The following is a 17,490-nucleotide window of genomic DNA, read 5'->3' as shown; positions in this document are numbered from 1 at the left end:
TCGTTAAACGTCTTTGCCCCGGCTAACCCTGGCGTTTTCCCCGCACATGCGGTTCCGATAGGCACAGGTCAATGTAACAGCAGCAGCTCGAAGACAGCCGCCAAGCCACGTGGCCTTGGGACCTGGTCGTAGGCCGCCTTGGCACGAACGATTCCGGCTCCGGAGTGCTGGTCCCACCCGGCGGGGCCAATGTCCTTGGCGGTCGATCTCAGCGCGGTCTTCGCCTGGTCTTGAGTGAGCACGGGGTTGGCCTGCTTAAGAAGCGCGACCACACCCGCCGCGATCGGTGTTGCAGCCGAGGTGCCGCTGTCGCTCGCAAAGTAGCCTGTGAAATGCGTGACGGAACAGAAGTCGGGCTTGTTGGAATCAAGGCAGGCCGGACCCCGACTACTGTAACCGACAAACTGCTCATTCTTGTTCACGGCGCCGACAGTCATGACCCTGGGATGGCCATTCGCGCCCCAGATGCTCTTGCCTGGACCCGTATCGTTGCCGCATCGACTGTCTGGGCATGTGTCGCCGCAATTGCCGGCCGAAAACAGGACGAGGATGCCCTCATTGAGCGCGTCGACCACCTTGCGAGTGAAGAGATGATTGGCGTCGCAGGCATAGACGCCGTCCCAGCTCTGCTGGTAGATGCCCCAACTGTTCGTAATGACCTGCGGCGTGCCAGTCGCGCGGTGCTGATTGATCGCCCAGTCATACCCGGCAAGTGCATTCGAAATCGTGCCCGTTGAGGTGTCTGAAGCGATCCTTATGTCATAGATCTGCGCATTTGGCGCCATGCCGAGGACGTCAGTGGCGCACATGTTGCCGTGATCGCCCCATGCCGCTGCGGTCGTGCCCCAGTCGGCCGGGAATCCCCCGATTACCCGCGAGATCTTAGCCGTCTCGTTGGGCTGTGGCGTGCGGCCTAGGGCGGTGATACCGCCATCGACGACCGCTACGACGATACCGTCCCCCCGATAGCCAGCGGCCCAGATTTGGTCCACGCCGAGATAGTGGGCGACGTCGGCGATCGTGCCCTTGGCAGTTTCCGGCTCGCAGTCGCATGTTCCGATGGGGCATGGGCCCATCGCCGGTCCATCGCCGGAGAGCTGCAACAAATTCGCCGATTGCGGCATCGCTTCCAGGAGGGCCGTCGGCATGGACTCCGCGACGGGCGTGAACGGCTGGATCTCGGTATCCCTCCATGCTTTGAGGACCTCGGCTTGGGCCTCAAGCTCTGGAATCTTGTCTGATTCGATTGTGCCGCGCACCACGACCACCTGTTCGCCCGCCGCCGCCATCCGCACTGCGATGTCTGGGGAAGGGCTGACGGGAACCGGCTCATAGTTTGGGTCGACCGTGAGGCTCGGTACGGCAAGGCCAAATGCAACCCGCCGTACTGCGGCCATGCCCTGGCCGACCGGGACACGCATCTCGATTAGCACGCGCACGCGCTCGGCTCCCGAGCGTCCTGTACCGCCGACACCAGGCCCGAGGGGTGGGTTCTGTGGTCCCGCACCGCCGACACCAGGTCCGAGGGGTGGGTTCTGGAGTCCTGCACCGCCGATACGAGGCCCGAGGAGTGGGTTCTGTGGTCCCGCACCGCCGACACCAGGTCCGAGGGGTGGGTTCTGGAGTCCTGCACCGCCGACACGAGGCCCGAGGAGTGGGTTCTGTGGTCCCGCACCGCCGACACCAGGTCCGAGGGGTGGGTTCGGGAGTCCTGCACCGCCGACACGAGGCCCGAGGGGTGGGTCTTCTAGGTTGGACATTGTTTCCGTCCTTTCCGGCGCGGTCTCGCTGACCTGCGCGCGAACGTTCGGCCGCGATGCGCGAGGATTTTGGCGATCTTCTTTGCGGGTTTTCCTCATCTCAAGCGTCCTCCTGCGCCAGACCCCCGTAGATTCCGGGTCAACGCCCACTCACCGGTGGCCGGGTGCCGGAGCCGGATAGGGAACGGTTGGCAGCCGGCACACTTGGCGTCCCCCTCTGCGCCACTGCACCGGCCTTTGCTGCGCACCGCTATGCCGGCGGCACCCACTGGCGGACGTACAGACGTTCAATTACACCATATTCTTGTAAACTGTCCGGCAGAGCAGCTTCAACACGCATCCCAGTGCTCATCGCGCAGAGCGCCGTTGCTAGCATCTCTTTCTGCATGCCGGGGAAGGCTTGAAACCAACGTTCGAACGAACCATCGGTGGCCTTCAAAGCGATGAAAATACCACCGGTCTCTGTTGGACCAGCCCACGTGACCTCGCATGTCTTCCAGGCCATTGCCGGTACCTCCTCGTAAGATCTACGAGCGGTTTCTGAAAGGACAATTATATGGGTTAACCGTATCCCAGTCTACGGTTGTTCAGCCCTAGGTAGTGCGGACTCGGATCAATCTCTGCATCAATGTCCGCACGGTGATCGACGCAGTCACGAGGGGCGGGCGGATTTGCGCTTACCCCAAAATCTTTGGTCCGATCGCAGCTCGAGTCCGGGTCTTTGGTTTCGGTCATGGCGGATCCGCAGATCGAGCCAATCATGTTCCCCGTTGTCTCCCGAGCTGCGGAGGGCGATCCGGTCGTGAAGGAGATATTGCGGTGCGCAAGCGGCATTATTCTTAACGGCCGATTGCAGACGTATCTCTTGATGGCGGCGATTGCTCTTTCTTCGCTGGCGGGTGCCGGACGTGGCGGATCGTCCGAGCCAATGTCCGGGATGCACTCAATCGTGCGCGTTTGTCGTGTTCGCTGCCAAGGACCGCTTGGGGTCGATCTTTCCGGTTCAGATCCGTCGCAGTGGGTGGGAAGTTGCCGTCCGGCTCATCTGGCAGAACGAGCACGTTGCGCCAAGAGCGGAAGTCGAAGGACAGTGCAGGGAGGCAAGCAGGTTCGTTCTTCAGTTCAATCCGGTGCCGGCGAGAAGGTGAAAAAGACCTGTATTGTGTAGCAAATGCCATCCGCTTGTCCTCTTGGTTCGCCTTGGTCACACTGGCTCGCCAAGCCGGAGTTGGTTTGTTAACCTATGCCGAGCGAGGCGATGGTATGCCAAACGATCCAACGCGATCTCATCTGGCGGCGATGAAGGGGGACGGCTTCTACAACCGTCATTCCTCAATGCAGGCGACCGGCATTGCCGCACTCCTTTCATTGTTGGAAACCGCGTGCCGAACGGTCGTGATTGGCGAAGGTCCCTTGACCATCGTTGATTATGGTTCTTCGCAAGGCCGCAATTCGATGACCCCCATGCGCGTGGCGATAAAGGGGCTGCGGTTCCGATCGAGCCCATCCGTGCCAATCGAAGTCGTCCATACTGACCTTCCATCGAATGATTTTTCGGCCCTGTTTGAAGCACTTGTTTCAGACCCGGACAGCTACATGAGCGAAGCTTCCGATGTCTTTCCTTCTGCGATCGGCAGATCGTATTTCGAGCCGTTGCTCCCGCCTCAGCGCGTGAATCTCGGCTGGTCGACCTGGGCATTGCAGTGGATGAGTGCCAGCACGATCGAAGCGCCCGACCATATTCTCGCTGGAATGAGTACCGCGCCAACTGTGGTTTCTGCGGTGACAAAGCAACAAGCGCGAGATTGGGAACGCTTCCTAACGCTACGGTCGCGGGAAATGAGGCCTGGCGCGAAACTCGTGGCGGGGTTTACGGCCCGGACAGCGGACGTCACTGGCTGGGAATGGCTCCTCGGCGAGCTGCGGTCGGCAGTATGCGACATGAGGATGGATGGCTGGCTTTCGGAACGAGAAAAGAACCACCTCACGATACCGATCGGTCTTCGAACCTTGGAACAGATTCGGGAGCCATTTATACAAGCTGAAACTTTCGCCGACCTTGTACTCGAGCATCTTGATCTCGTCAAAATCACCGATCCTTGCTGGGAGCAATTCGAAACGAGCGGCGATGTATTGGCGTTCGCCAAGGATCACGCGGACATGACGCAAGCTTGGTGCGGTCCGATGATCGCCAGCTTGATTGAGCCATCTCGCGAACCAGCCGCATTCGTAGCTGAGCTGTTTGCCCGCTTTGAGCGCCGACTGTCTGAATGTCCCAGACCCCATGAACCCTACATGGCCGCCGTGGTGTTGTCCAAACGAGCGTAGCCGGAGAGCCGCCGCGGCGGCAGAAGCAGCGATGGCAGGCGGCCGCTCCTGGCGCAAAGTGCCGATCGCGTGATCAAATGGCCTGGTGGCATCTGCTACCAACTTTCAGGTGCCGACCAGGGCACCATGGCATCAGCGTGTCGATTGCGGTAGACTTTCAGCTAATCCGTCCACGTGCGCAACGCGAGGGTTGGACGATGCCCGTTTCCAAGCGAGAGTTGACTGCCGCGTCCGCAGGTGTGTCACTATGCCTGCCACTCTGGTCGCATACGCAGCAATACTTGGATTTGCTTGTCCAAACTTCGGACAGGAGCGTGCAAGACGCTCCTTGTCATGAACTGCAGTTGTGCCAGGATCCCTTCGCAAGAGACCTAAAACAGCTCTTCAGCGTCGTTCCTCTGGTTGCAGTCATTCTTTGTCTTGGGATTTCGGCAAGCGCAGTCAACGCAGAGTCCCTACACGATGCGGCGCGCGAGGGCGATCTCGACGTAATCAGCCAGCTCTTGTCTCAAGGCGTTGATGTCAATGGCCGCGACGAGAGTCGCGAGACGGCCCTGATCGAAGCTGCTCTTTCCGGCCAGACCAGGATCGCCGCCATGTTGATCGAGGCCAACGCCGACACCGAAGCCCGCAATGACCGCGGCTTCACCGCGTTGCACGCGGCGGCGTATTCCGGAAGTGTTGAGATCGCCACGCTTTTGCTGGACCACGGCGCTGAAGTCGACGCCTTGAGCAAGCAGAAGATCACGCCATTGCACGTGGCCGCCGAAGAGAACCAGGCGGCGGTGGCCGAACTGTTGATTGCCCGTGGGGCCAAGGTCGAGGCAATCCAGGCTTACGGCTATACGCCGCTGAGCCGCGCGACGTTCATGAAGAGCGCTCAGGTGATGGCCTTGCTGAAGAAGCACGGTGCCAAGTGCCAACCCAAGGAGAAGATCGGCGCGTCGTACGCAGCCTGCGTTGCCGTCGGTAACTGACCGACCGCGCCAATATCGGAGGAGACGACATGGCGAAGAAATGTCCCGCAATGCGAGGCCATTTGGCTCTTGCAACCGCCGCAGTCGTCTCCCTCACCGCCATGGGCTCTGGTGAATCCTGCGCTGCCGAGGTGGTAAATACCGGGTATTTCGGCAACGTCGCGATCCTCGGGTACGATCCCGTGGCGTATTTCACCGATGGCCGTGCGACAAAGGGTTCGCCGGAGTTCACAAAGAAATGGCTCGGCGCGACATGGTACTTCGCCAGCGTGAAGCACCGTGACGCGTTTGCTTCCGAGCCGATCCGCTACGCTCCTCAGTATGGCGGCTTCTGCGCGCTGGGCACGGCAGCGGAGGAGGCATCTGTGAACATCGACCCGGAAGCCTGGCGCATCGTCGACGGCAAGCTTTACCTTTTCTCCGGAAAGGAGGGCCTGGAGGAAGACTTCGATGCGGCCCCGGCGGCTGTCACAGCGAAGGCCGACGCTAAATGGCCGGGGGTCGAGGCGAAGGAGTTCAAGACCAGGGCGGAACACAACTGAATCAAACTGGCCATGTTGAGCCCTGACACGTCGGCCAGCCTGGCATAGGTTTATCCTGCCGAGTGAGACTGATGGAGGAGCGAGATGGCGGAACCGGGGAGCAATGCACCCCAAGCGCAAGCGGACTGCACACTCGAGGTGTTCGGCGAGACAGTGATCATTCGTCGCGATCCAGCCGGCGGGCTCGACGCATCGGTGATCGAGGAGATCGTACCGCCAGACGTGGCGGCACCGCTGCACCGCCATAGCCGGGAGGATGAAGTCTCGTATGCAATCGAAGGGACGTTTCGAATCTGGCGTGGCGATGAGGTGTTCGACATCGGCCCTGGCGGTATCGCATTGTTACCCCGCCATCAGGTCCACTCTTTCAAGAACACGGGTACGGTCCCCGGCCGCCTCTTGACCGTCATCCTACCCGCAGGCTTTGAACACTTCTTCGAAGTAGTTGCAGAGCGCCGTTTGGGGGACAAGAACCTGGACGAGATTGCGACCGTCGCGGCGGACCAGTTTGGACTCGAGATAATGGGTCTTCCGCCTGGCTGAGTCGTTGCGACGGGGACGGCATCACGGAGCCGCCGAGAAATACCAGACGCTCGAGCCTTCCGGCAGAACATACTCGTCGTGTTTCTCCGTACTTCCTCCTGGGTTGCGATACACAGGGCTGCAGATTTTGCGGCCGAGCAGAGCCGATGAGGTTCGCGTGCAAAAGAAATCGCGCTCGAGAGTGAACTTGCCGACGATCATGCTGTTTTCAGCGCGCAAGGCAAAATCACCGTTTGCGCCGAGCTCCATGAAGAAGCCTGCACCGTTGTGCCGATGCCCGGTCCAGGTCTTGTCGAGCGCCAGGTCACGGATTGCCTTGGCATCCAGGCGGTCTTCTGGCCGTCCACGGAAATCGAAGCTCCATTCCGGGAGCTTCGCTAAGCGCAAAGCATCGAGCCGATGGTCGAGGTCCTCCTGCCGACGATGGTGGGCATACACAACTCGCAGTGTGGCAAGGCAATGGCCGGGCGACCTCTCGAGCATTGCTTTGACCGAGTTGTGCGCTTCTGCCTCTCGACCCAATCGCGCGTTGGCCATGGCCAGGATTTCAAGGCCCAGGTCGCTCGGTTCCTCCGGCCGGACTGTCCGCACTGCCCCGATTGCGTCCTCATATTGATGATTCATGTAAAGCACGAGACCGTAATAGTCGTAGACTTGGGCTCGCGGTTTGGGGTCCAGTCGCAGCACACGCTCCATGGCTGTGAGTGCTTCCGGGTTCTGCCCCGCATAGGTCAGGACGATCGCGCGGTTGAGTTCCGCCTCAGCGCCATTCGGATCGAGCGCCACGGCCTTATTGACCGACGCGATGGCCTCATCGATTTCGCCGTCAAGCATTTGCAGGATGCCGAGGACGGCATAGGCTCGCGGAGACTGCGGGTTCAGTTCCAGGCCTCGCCCCGCCGCTTCATAGGCACGCTGCCGGGCGACCGCACTCAAAATCAGTGGCTGGTAGTCGAAGCCAAGGACGTCGACGATGGCTCGGGCGTAGCCTGTATGGGCGTCAGCGAATTCGGGGTCGAGCTTGATTGCCTTCTCGTAGAGGGAGAGAGCCTCTCCGAGAGATCGGTAGTCTATGGAGTACACCTTCTGTTCGGCTCGAGTGTAGGAGTCGTAGGCTTCGAGATTCCGGGTTGGCAGGCGGGCAATCTGGGTTCGCTCTCTTTCCGTCAGGCGCACCGCGAGCGCGTCCACAATGTGCTCGATCACTTCGTCTTGCAGCGCAAAGATATCGGAGTAGTCGCGGTCATACCGTTCGGCCCACACGGTTCTTCCGGTGTTCCCATCGATGAGCTGCACATTGATGCGTACCGCGACTCCCGCACGCCGGACGCTGCCCTCCAGCACGTAGCGGACGTTCAATTGCTTGGCGACCTGCTGGACGTTCATGGATGTGTCCTTAAACGAGAAAGCGGAATTGCGGGCGATAACAAGCAGCCCGGAAATCTTCGACAGATCAGCGATGAGATCGTTCGTAAGCCCCTCCGCAAAATAGTCCTGTCCAGCGTCCTCGCTAGTAGCGCCGAACGGCAGCACCGCGATGGATGGCCGCTGTGGCGCAAAGGGTAATGGCCACGCGAAGAAAATCGCGGCGGCCGCGATCAGCAGGGTCGCGACCGTTGCGAGGGCGGCGATACCCCGCCTTCCAACCCGGCGCGGAGGGGCGATGACCTTTCCCGCCTTGGAAGGATCAAGCAAAACGCGGTAGACGCGGACCGGATCGGCAATATTCTTCAGGTGCTGCTCACCGAGAGCTGAGAAACCGACATCGGCCTTGTGCACGGCATGGTCGAACGCCGTACCGGATATGCATATGCCGCCGGGCTGGGCCAGAGTTTGCAGTCGCGCCGCTATGTTGACGCCGTCGCCGTAGATGTCATCGCCTTCGACAATGACGTCGCCGAGATTGATGCCGATACGGAACTGAATTCGCTGTGCCGCGGTGACGCCCTGGTCGCGACTGGCCATTTTCCGCTGGAACGCGGCGGCGCACTGAACAGCGTCGACAACGCTCGCGAACTCGACGAGCGCACCATCGCCCATGAGCTTGATGATTCGGCCGTGGAATTCCTCTATGGCGGGATCGACCGACTCCCGGCGGCAGGCCTTCAGCCGGGCCAGCGTGCCGACCTCATCCACTCCCATGAGGCGGCTGTAGCCGACCACATCGGCAGCGAGTATCGCGGCGAGCCGCCTCTCCATGTCTCTGCTCACTCTCTCGATGTTAGCGACCGCGCAGTGTATCCTACCACGTCGAGGGGCCGCAGGCACCGCAAGCCATGCACGCTGGGCGTCCTGAATGTCCTTGGCGAAAGTCACGCATCCGAAGGGTGATCGCTTGCGCACGGGTCACGCCTCCCGCGAACGAGACCTTGTTTTAGCAATGAGAGGTATTGCGATAGAATGCCGGCCGAATGACCTCGTCCATTCGGAAGGGCAAATGGAGCGCAGGCTTGCCGCCGTCATGATTGCCGACGTTGTCGGTTATGGCCTGTTCAGCCAAGCCGACGCGGAAGGCACGCGTGTGCACTTTCAGGCCGATCTGCACGAGCTGTTCGAACAAAGGATCGCGGCGCACGTCCGGCGTTTAGTCAAGACCATGGGCGACGGGCTTCTCGTCGAGTTCCACAGTGTCGTTGAGGGAGTTCGTTGTGCGGTGGAGGTGCAGCGTGCGAAGTCCGCGGACCGCGGCGCCGATGGACATCGGCTTGAGTTCCGGATCGGCATCAATCTGGGCGACGTGATCGTCGAGGGCGACGACATCCATGGCAACGGAGTCATCATCGCCGATCGTCTGCAGGGCCTGGCCGAACCGGGCGGGATAGTGATCTCGGGCACGGCATACGATCAGGTTGAGAAGCGCCTCGATGTCGGCCTTGTCTTCCTCGGCGAAAAGCGTCTGAAGCATATCGACCAGCCGGTGCGGACCTACCGCCTTTTGCTGGATGTAGCTCACAGCGAGAACACAGGCGTCGCGGGAGGTCGCGCAACACGCTGGGGATCGCTGCCGCTGCGACCTGGTGGCGGCCATGGGAGCGGGTCGCCGAACCGTCCTCGATTCCCCGCGCGGACCTGACTCTGCCGGCCATCGATCGCAGTGCTTCCATTTGCCAATGTAACCGACTATCCAAAACAGGAGTATTTCGCGGATGGCATGACCGACGCCCTCGTCACGGAGCTGGCGCAGATATCCGGTTTGTTCGTCATCGCGCAACTCGACCTTCACCTACAAGGGCAAGGTGGTGTCGCCGCAGCAAGTGTCGGAGGAGCTTGGTGTTAGATATGTCCTCGAAGGCAGTGTGCAGCGCGCCGGAGAGCAACTCCGCATCAATGCCCAGCTCATCGACTCATTCAGCGGAGGACACGTATGGGCTGGAAAGTTCGACGGTACGCTCGCCGATGCCTTTGCGCTGCAGGACGAGGTGACAGGCGGCATTGCCGATGCGCTGGCGCTTCGATTGCAACCCGACGAGCAGATGGCCCTTGGTCGCAAGGAAACGACGGTCCCGGCGGCTTTCGATGCGTTCCTGCGCGGCTGGGAGCACTATCGGCGCATGACGCCCGAGGATTCCGTCAAGGCCGTGCCTTATTACGAGCAGGCGACTGCGCTCGACCCCGCCTATGGACGCGCCTACGCCGCGGCGGCGATGGCCTACGCGCACCTTTACGCCGGAGCAGCTTCACCACTGCCTGGTGATCATCCTTGTTAGTCTCGCCGATGTACTTGGCGGTGATGACGTCGGTGAATGGGATGGCGCAATTGATGATCGTCGACATGGACGGATTGCCTATGTCGCCAGGATCCGCCACGGCGTTACTGTTTCTCGCATCCTTCAAAAAGCCTCTGGCTATGACGAGCCTCCCCCTGACGAACGTTTCGTCGCGCTTCTTACTCGGCCCTTTTCTGACCATCGCCGCTCCTTCTCAATAGCTCCTTCGCCACATCTTCCGGACGCTTCCCTGACAGAACAACCGCATCTCCAATGCAACTTTTCCACCATGGATCGTCATCGCGAGCCATTCTCTCGACATCGTCAAAGTCGAGCCCGACAACATTCGGCAGGAAGAAAAGACGCTCCCCCGCCTCCCGGAGGAGTTCTCGAACTGCCTCCACGACCTCCGCCAGATCGTCCGGTCTTGCGATCAAACCGATATCGACGTCGCTGTCGGCGCGGTCTTCTCGACGGGCGACGCTTCCGTACAGCCACATGCTGGCAATACGATCGTTCAGCTTTTTGCCGCCGGCCTTTATCTCTTCGAAGATGTTGTGAAGCCTTTCGCTTTCCGCCCTGAAGAGCTGGCCGATCAGATCAGCCAGAGGATGCTCCCAGTTGATTCGGAACAAGCGCGACCTGTCCGTGCCTTCCTCGACTACGAGACCATACTGCCGCAGGCTCTTCAGCGCATTCCAGGTGCTGTTCCTGACCAGTCCGGTCCTCCCGGTAAGTTGCGGGGCTGAAATGTATCCTCCATGCAGGCAGAGTTCCCGCAGGAGACGTACATTCGACTCCGCCCCCAAGACCGAGTTCAGGGGGTGTCGGAGCGAACTATCTGGGGTCGGGCGCGCCATTGGGAGATCACCTTGAGAGCAAATTTCAGCATCACATATCAGGACGTATGTCCAAATAAAAGGACAAAAGTTCAGTTATCTGAGCGAACGCAGGTAAGGCGGCCCGAAGTCTGGTAGCAGGATCTCGGCTCTGGTGGTCGCCGAGGCGCGAGGTTATCGAAGTCCCGCCTGCAGGTACCCCTTGATGAAATGCTCCTTACTCCATCCGGGCGATCACTCAGCAGACATGCGGAGCGTGACAGGATGTGTTAGGGTTTCGCTGCGCGCTATCGAGGGGCCGGAGTGATGCCAACGGGTGCCAGCGACCGGCAAATGGTCGAGCGTAGATTGGCTGCAATTCTTGTGGCTGATGTCGCTGGCTATTCCCGCCTCATGGGTGCTGACGAGGAGGGCACGCTCGCGCGCCTCCAGGCGCATCGGCGCGAGTTGATCGACCGCACCGTCGCCGAGCACCGCGGCCGGATCGTGAAACTCACAGGTGACGGGATGCTGGTCGAATTTCCCAGTATTGTCGAGGCGGTGCGTTGCGCCCTCGATATCCAGGGGGGCATGGTCGCACGTAATGCCGAAGTAGCGCCGGAGAAGCGGATCGAGTTCCGCATAGGCGTCAACTTGGGTGACATGATCGTCGAAGCCGGCGACCTCTATGGCGACGGCGTCAATGTCGCGGCCCGTCTGGAGGCGCTCTCGGAGCCGGGCGGCATTTGTCTCGCCCGCACGGTGCGAGACCACATCCAGGACAAGCTGCAACTTTCACTCACCGATCTCGGAGAGCAGAGAGTGAAGAACATCGACCGGCCGATCGGCGTTTTTGCCATGAGCGCCGCGACCATTGCGGCGATGCCTGCAGCGCCGGCTTCGGGAAAAGCCATGCCAGCGGCCATTTCGGCTGCCCGCCGCGACAAAGATCAGCCGTCGGTCGTCATCATGCCGTTCGACAACCTGAGCGGCAGCGGCGACGAGTATTTCGTGGACGGGGTGGTGGAGGAGATCACCTCCACCTTGTCGCGCGTACGCGAGTTCTTCGTGATCGCCCGCCAATCCGCGTTCACCTACAAGGGCCGTTTCGTCGACGTTCGCGACGTCGGCAGAGAACTCGGCGTGACCTACGTCGTCGAGGGTACCGTGCGGCGCGGCGGGGATCGGCTGCGCATTTCGGTCCAACTGGTCGACGCCGAGACGCGGTCCCAGCTCTGGTCCGACCGCTACGAGGGCGCGACCAAGGACATCTTCGAGTTCCAGGATCGTATCGCGGCCCACGTCGCCGGCGCTATCCATCCAGCCATTCGCAGTGCCGAGATAGAGTTGTCGACGCGCAAGCCGCCAAGCAGTCTCCGGGCCTATGACCAGGTGCTTCGCGCATACCCCAAGCTTTGGGGCCACAATGCCAAGGACAACAAGGAGGCTATCTCGATTCTCCGGCAGGCGATCGCCCTCGATGAAGGGTATGGGCGTGCGCATGCGCTGTTGGCTTGGTGTCATGCCCAGGAGGTCGTGTACATCTGGTCGTCCGATGTTGAGCATGACCGGGCGTGCGCGCTGAAAGCTGTCAAAGCCGCGTCAGCTTCGATCGATGATGATCCGACTGCTCTGACCGCCGCCGGAGCTGCACTGAGCCTACTTTTCGACCAGGTCCGGGCGGCGGCCTATATCGAAAGGGCGCTGGCACTCGATCCGAACAACGCGTGGGCTTGGGCGCGATACGGGTGGGTTGCGAACTACCGCGATGAACCCGTTCGCGCGAGGGAACGATTTGAGCGGGCCCTCACGCTCAGTCCCTTTGATCCACTGGCATTCAACAGCAGGCTTGGCATTGCGCAGGCGTTGGCAATGGGCGGTGACTGGGCCGGAGCGGCACGTCTGGCGCGCGAAGTCATCGACCAGAACCCAAGGGTCACGTGGGCCTACCGAATCCTTGCCTATTCGTCTGCGATCGCCGGCGATTCGAAGACCGCCCGGCGAGCGGTACGAGAGCTATTAGCCGGTCAACCCAACGCATCGATCGAACAGTTCAAGAGTGTCGCTCCGACGAGCCAGGTGCCGCGGTTTTTCAGGCAGGCTCTGGAAGGTCTGCGGCAGGCTGGCTTACCCGAGAAGTAGTTGGAGGGCTGCCTTCGCAAAAGTCGGTTTCGGGTCAGGTCTCCCCTTCAACTTCTCCGAAGGAACGGCTGCAAGGGGTGGAAAGCCGAAGTCCAATGCGCAGATGCCGTAGCGCAGCTTCCGCGCCACTTGCGGACATTGGCATTGCGCGCATCCAGGTTCCGGGGCAGGACGATGGCGGACTGCTGCTTGGAGGCATCGATCCAACTGCGTCCGTCCCACATGGGGAAAGGTATCGGATGCGCTCGAACGGCGTCGGTCGAAGCGTGGTCCCCCGTCTCGCCTTTCGCTCAGGGCCCTTTCAGCGTCATCACCTTCGTAGCACCGAGGGAGCTTCGTCCGTCCAGCAGCAGATGCTCGGCGTGGAGCAGGAGGGTCTGGTCCTTCCAACCGCTCCCGACCGGATCCGAAGGGCTAGACGATCAGTGGAAATTCCTGAGGTTGATGGTTGTGCTGAATTCGCCGTTCATCAGTCGCTTCAGGTGAAAGCCAGCGAGCGGGTCCTCGGGATTGCGACCAACCAGCGCAGCGAATGAAGCCACGGCACGAGGATCGCCGGCCTCCAGCTCTTTGAAGGCCGCCATGTACGCCTGCGTTGCGCCGCTGGCATAGCTTTCGGCCTCAAGCGGCTCGAAAGCGCGGATCGGCTCCGCCCTGCCTCTGAGCAGGAGGTCGCCAACAGGGCGACCGCAGAATCCCTGCATGTTTGCTGCGAGGCTGCCACTGACGCAAATGCGTGTGCCAAGCGACTTGTTGGCCGCTTCCAGGCGCGCGGCAACGTTGATGGTGTCGCCGTAGGCGCTGTAGTCGAAGAACTTTCCTCCGCCGAAGTTGCCGACCACAGCCGTGCCGGCATGCGCACCAATCCGGGTATGGCCAAGGGCTATTCCGTTCCCGCACCAGTGTTCACGGAAAGACCGAGCGAAGGCGTCAAGTGCGAATGAACAGGCGATCGCGCGACTGGCATGGTCCGGCTGATCGACCGGTGCGCCGAACAGTATGTGGAGTGCGTCGCACCGCCGCGCAAGATAGGTACGGCCACCAGGCTCCGGTAGTTCGAGGATTGTGCGCTAAGGGCGGGGTGGGCCTCGTATTCTGGATCGACGAGCCGGTCCTCTATCTGTTCCACCGATCGGCTGAGGATTGAACGCCCGGCCGCACTGCCTCGACCGGGTGGGGATGGAAGCATCGCGCCCTCGGGTTCCAGCCGGTGATGCGCCACGAAATGCAACAGTTCGCCATCATAGCGAAACACGTGGCAGAATTGCGCGCCGCAAAGCCGGGCGGCACGCTGCGCGATCGTGTCGAACACGGGCTGCGCATCGGTCGGTGAGGTCGAGATGACGCGAAGTATTTCGCTCGTCGCCGTCTGCTGTTCGAGCGCCTCGGTGAGGTCTCGGTTGTGCGCTTTCGCTTCGTCGAACAGCCGGACATTCTCGATGGCTATCACCGCCTGATCGGCGAATGTTCGTAGGAGCTCGACCTGCCGCTCTGGAAAGAAGCCGACCTCGCGCCGAGTGACGGCGATCGATCCGATCGGACGTCCCTTCCACAAGAGCGGCACGCCAATGGCGCTGCGGTATGCCACGATTTTGGCGAGCGGGAGCATCTGATAATCGGGGTCGGTAAAGACGTCGGGGATCTGTTCGACGACGCCGCCGATAAAGGCTCGGCCCGTGACATTGCCTCTATTTGGTTGCTGCGGAAACTTGGCACGTACGGCTTCGATGCCCTCGCGCGAAATGCCGTGATAAGCAGCCGGATGCAGCAACGCTCCGTCGAACCAAAATACGAAACAGAATTCTGCCGCGCAGAGCCTTGCTGCGCTCTCCGCTATTGCGTCGAACACCGGTTGCACGTCGTCGGGTGAGGTTGAGATCACACGCAGGATTTCGCTCGTCGCCGCCTGCCGTTCAATCGCCTCGGCAAGCTCGCGCTTCAGCAGTTCGACCTGTTGTCTGAGACTGACGCTTGAATCATCCGCCTCGCGCCCCTCCACTGCAGTATCCCCCATGCAATCAGTTTGCGTCGAGTGCTACCGTCCTCCACCACGGGGTGCGCCCCACATCCAATCCCATGGCCGGTATGCCTGCCAGACTGGCTAGGATACTCCATCTGATCAGTTGTGACGAGGTGACCGCACAGCCATGCGCGTCTGAGCCTGCAGACGCAATTGCTGGCATCCCGCTCGGGCGGCCGAACGAAAGTCCGCAGAGTGTCGATCTTTTCAAATTCCCGTTCCCATCGCCGCAGAACGGCCCGCACCGGAAATTCCCAGCGTTATAGGGAATGGCAGCAACGGGTCGATCCTTCCGGTTCAGATTACGTCGCAGTCGGGTCGAACTCGTCCCTACCAGCCGCCAATCCGAACGTCTTGAAAGTCCGCCTTGCTGACCTTGGAAATCTAAAACCATAGCGTCCGCTTTCAGGCGTGCATCCAAGACCGTGTAAGTCCGAAATGGGGCGCAAGACAGTCACCCAGGTCACCTGCGGCGAAGGGCGGCTCGGACGCCAATCCGGTCCTTCCAGGTGTCGCCGTCAGCGGCACAGGTGGGTGGGAAACAGCCATTCGGCGTCGTTCCGCCGACGGGCTTAATAGCGCAATTGCAGACATTTGTACGCAAATTCTGCGGCCCGGTTGTCCCCGCGTCATCTTAGCTCCCGGTCACATCGCAACGGAAGATTTTGTACCCCATACGCCGTCGTCGCGCTTTGCGATTTCCTCATCGGCCAGCTTCTTGATTATTTCGATGCGCACGACCTTTGGCGCGACACCGCGCTCGTCGTCACCACCGATCACGGCTTTCTTCTCGGCGAGCACGATTTCTGGGCGAAGAACCGCATGAACATGTACGAGGAGATCGTGCACGTTCCGCTCTTCGTGCACGATCCGCGCCGGCCGGCAGGCGCCGGCGTCCGGCGGTCGGCCCTGACCCAGACCATCGATCTCGCGCCGACGTTCCTCGATCTGTTCGACGTGCCGGCCGCTCCCGAGATGCAGGGGCATTCGCTCCTGCCGCTGCTCGACGCCGATCGCAAGCTGCGGCATGGTGCTCTGTTCGGCTATTTCGGCGGTGCGATCAATGTGACGGACGGACGCTATACCTATCACCGCTTCCCGCCCGACCCTAGGTCGCAGGAGCTTTACCAATATACACTGATGCCAACGCATATCTGGGAGCCGTTCACGCCTGAGGAACTCGCCGGAGCCTCGCTTGCGCATCCGATGCCCTTCACCAAGGGCGCGCCGGTTCTCAAGATACCGGTGATCGACCGGTCGCCAATGTTCGACAACTACGGTCCCGGCGCGCTCCTTGAGAGTGAAACCCGGCTCTATGATCTCGCTGACGATCCAGGGCAGAATACACCCCTTATCTTGCCGGATATCGAGCACGCAATGACGCGCCTCCTGCAGGATCTCATGCGCGCCAACGATGCTCCGCCGGAAGCTTACACCCGTATTGCTATTGAAAGCTAAGTGAGTTGCCTTTCCGACAGTGTGCGCCGATCGCGACGTATCTTCTCTCATTATGAAAAGGAAAAACCATGAGCATGCATGAAGAGGGTCTCGATCGGCGTTTTGCCCTAGCGAAATCAGTTGCCGAGGAGGCGGGGGCGCTCGCGCTCGACTACTTCAACAAGCGCGACACCCTGGTGATCGAGACCAAGCGCGACCTACAGGATGTTGTCTCGATCGCCGACCGTAATGTCGAGGTGCTGATTCGGGAGCGCGTCGCCGCCGAACTTCCAGACGACGGGTTCCTGGGCGAGGAATTTGGCTACGTGGAGGACGCCTCGGGCTATACTTGGGTTGTGGACCCGATCGACGGTACCGCGCCGTTCATCAATGGCATGTCGACGTGGTGCGTGTCGATCGCCGTGCTGCATGGCGGCCTGCCGGTGGTCGGCGTGATCCATGTGCCCTGTGATGGAGAACTCTATGCCTCGGCCGCTGGCAAGGGTGCCAGCCTCAATGGGATAAAGTTGAACCTCGATCCGTCTCGCACGATCCAGAACGGTATGACCGGCATCGGCTGCAACACCTATGTCGAGCCGGAGCGGGTGGGTCAGATCATCGCCGCTCTGCTCGGCATTGGCGGCAACTTCATTCGCAATGGCTCCGGTGCGCTGATGCTGGCCTATGTCGCCGCCGGCCGTCTCGTCGGCTATTACGAGCCGCACATGCACGCTTGGGACTGCATGGCTGGTTACTGCCTCGTCAAGGAGGCCGGTGGCGACTATCTGTCCTTTCCGACAGAGCGCGAAGCCTTGTTTAAGGGCCACCCAGTGCTAGCGAGCAATCCAACGGCCTATGCTGACTTGGTGGCGATCCACAGTCACTGACCACCTCAGGGCAGCGGCTTTCTGCCGAGCAGCTTTCGCGCGGTCTGGAGATGTCGAGCTTCCGGCTTTGGGACCTCGATGAGGGCGTCGGCAGTGACGACCAATTCCTCGGGCAGCGACGCGCGGCTCTCCGCTAAGACGATGCATGTCGGAAACTTCGCGCAGAGCTCCGACAGCTCTCTCAGTTTTCGCTCCCTAAATCGTGCTGATGCTTCGAACCGGTGAACGACTGGTGCGGCTCATACAATCGTGCGAGATACGCGCTTCCCCATTTGCAGGGTCTCAGCGCGGGCGATCCGCCATGGCCGCCATTCTTGCATCGCGCACGC

At 60.9% G+C, this 17,490-nt stretch carries 13 protein-coding genes and 2 pseudogenes; 9 read left to right on the top strand and 6 right to left on the bottom strand.

Annotated elements, in window-relative coordinates; all coding sequences use genetic code 11:
* Nucleotides 1–68 precede the first annotated feature (68 nt).
* Both RB548_RS29960 and RB548_RS29955 read right to left on the bottom strand, forming a co-directional pair.
* Nucleotides 69–1,439 (bottom strand): S8 family peptidase, encoded by a 1,371-nt coding sequence (locus RB548_RS29960; RefSeq protein ID WP_331376018.1) that lies wholly within the window; start codon nucleotides 1,437–1,439, stop codon nucleotides 69–71.
* A 571-nt stretch (nucleotides 1,440–2,010) separates the two neighbouring features.
* Nucleotides 2,011–2,265, bottom strand: a complete 255-nt coding sequence (locus RB548_RS29955) for a hypothetical protein (protein ID WP_331376017.1) — start codon at nucleotides 2,263–2,265, stop codon at nucleotides 2,011–2,013.
* Between the two features lie 728 nt (nucleotides 2,266–2,993).
* On the opposite strand from RB548_RS29955, the gene RB548_RS29950 reads away from it, so the two are divergent.
* From RB548_RS29950 to RB548_RS29935, 4 genes are all read left to right on the top strand, one after another.
* Entirely contained in the window at nucleotides 2,994–4,088 is a 1,095-nt protein-coding gene (locus RB548_RS29950) for a class I SAM-dependent methyltransferase (RefSeq protein ID WP_331376016.1), read from the top strand.
* Between the two features lie 314 nt (nucleotides 4,089–4,402).
* Complete coding sequence (locus RB548_RS29945) at nucleotides 4,403–5,065, top strand: ankyrin repeat domain-containing protein (protein ID WP_331376015.1); 663 nt, start codon at nucleotides 4,403–4,405, stop codon at nucleotides 5,063–5,065.
* 29 nt (nucleotides 5,066–5,094) lie between these two features.
* The gene (locus RB548_RS29940) at nucleotides 5,095–5,607 is read left to right on the top strand and encodes a YHS domain-containing (seleno)protein (RefSeq protein ID WP_331376014.1); all 513 of its coding nucleotides are present in this window, start codon (nucleotides 5,095–5,097) and stop codon (nucleotides 5,605–5,607) included.
* A gap of 84 nt (nucleotides 5,608–5,691) precedes the next feature.
* Nucleotides 5,692–6,150, top strand: coding sequence for a cupin domain-containing protein (locus RB548_RS29935; RefSeq protein WP_331376013.1), 459 nt, complete (start codon nucleotides 5,692–5,694; stop codon nucleotides 6,148–6,150).
* A 21-nt stretch (nucleotides 6,151–6,171) separates the two neighbouring features.
* Here the strand turns inward: RB548_RS29935 and RB548_RS29930 are convergent, their stop codons facing one another.
* Nucleotides 6,172–8,349, bottom strand: coding sequence for an adenylate/guanylate cyclase domain-containing protein (locus RB548_RS29930; protein WP_331376012.1), 2,178 nt, complete (start codon nucleotides 8,347–8,349; stop codon nucleotides 6,172–6,174).
* A 238-nt stretch (nucleotides 8,350–8,587) separates the two neighbouring features.
* Between RB548_RS29930 and RB548_RS29925 the strand changes: the two genes are divergently transcribed.
* Nucleotides 8,588–9,223, top strand: a complete 636-nt coding sequence (locus RB548_RS29925; protein WP_331376011.1) for an adenylate/guanylate cyclase domain-containing protein — start codon at nucleotides 8,588–8,590, stop codon at nucleotides 9,221–9,223.
* Between the two features lie 163 nt (nucleotides 9,224–9,386).
* Nucleotides 9,387–9,857 (top strand): hypothetical protein, encoded by a 471-nt coding sequence (locus RB548_RS29920; RefSeq protein ID WP_331376010.1) that lies wholly within the window; start codon nucleotides 9,387–9,389, stop codon nucleotides 9,855–9,857.
* 179 nt (nucleotides 9,858–10,036) lie between these two features.
* Here RB548_RS29920 and RB548_RS29915 read toward each other — a convergent pair whose 3' ends face one another.
* Nucleotides 10,037–10,717 (bottom strand): nucleotidyltransferase domain-containing protein, encoded by a 681-nt coding sequence (locus RB548_RS29915; protein ID WP_331376009.1) that lies wholly within the window; start codon nucleotides 10,715–10,717, stop codon nucleotides 10,037–10,039.
* A gap of 285 nt (nucleotides 10,718–11,002) precedes the next feature.
* Between RB548_RS29915 and RB548_RS29910 the strand changes: the two genes are divergently transcribed.
* Nucleotides 11,003–12,817, top strand: coding sequence for an adenylate/guanylate cyclase domain-containing protein (locus RB548_RS29910; protein WP_331376008.1), 1,815 nt, complete (start codon nucleotides 11,003–11,005; stop codon nucleotides 12,815–12,817).
* Between the two features lie 422 nt (nucleotides 12,818–13,239).
* Here the strand turns inward: RB548_RS29910 and RB548_RS29905 are convergent.
* Together RB548_RS29905 and RB548_RS29900 are read right to left on the bottom strand one after the other, a co-directional pair.
* Nucleotides 13,240–13,830, bottom strand: a pseudogene (locus tag RB548_RS29905) (adenylate/guanylate cyclase domain-containing protein); the annotation flags it as partial.
* A 53-nt stretch (nucleotides 13,831–13,883) separates the two neighbouring features.
* Nucleotides 13,884–14,831 (bottom strand): annotated as a pseudogene (locus RB548_RS29900) (GAF domain-containing protein); the annotation flags it as partial.
* Between the two features lie 600 nt (nucleotides 14,832–15,431).
* Between RB548_RS29900 and RB548_RS29895 the strand changes: the two are divergent.
* Nucleotides 15,432–16,295, top strand: coding sequence for a sulfatase-like hydrolase/transferase (locus tag RB548_RS29895; protein WP_331376007.1), 864 nt, complete (start codon nucleotides 15,432–15,434; stop codon nucleotides 16,293–16,295).
* A gap of 68 nt (nucleotides 16,296–16,363) precedes the next feature.
* Entirely contained in the window at nucleotides 16,364–17,161 is a 798-nt protein-coding gene (locus tag RB548_RS29890; protein ID WP_331376006.1) for an inositol monophosphatase family protein, read from the top strand.
* The last annotated feature ends 329 nt before the right edge of the window (nucleotides 17,162–17,490 follow it).

This window comes from Sinorhizobium chiapasense (assembly GCF_036488675.1).
Taxonomy (GTDB): domain Bacteria; phylum Pseudomonadota; class Alphaproteobacteria; order Rhizobiales; family Rhizobiaceae; genus Sinorhizobium; species Sinorhizobium chiapasense.
This window is presented reverse-complemented; position numbering and strand designations above follow the sequence as displayed.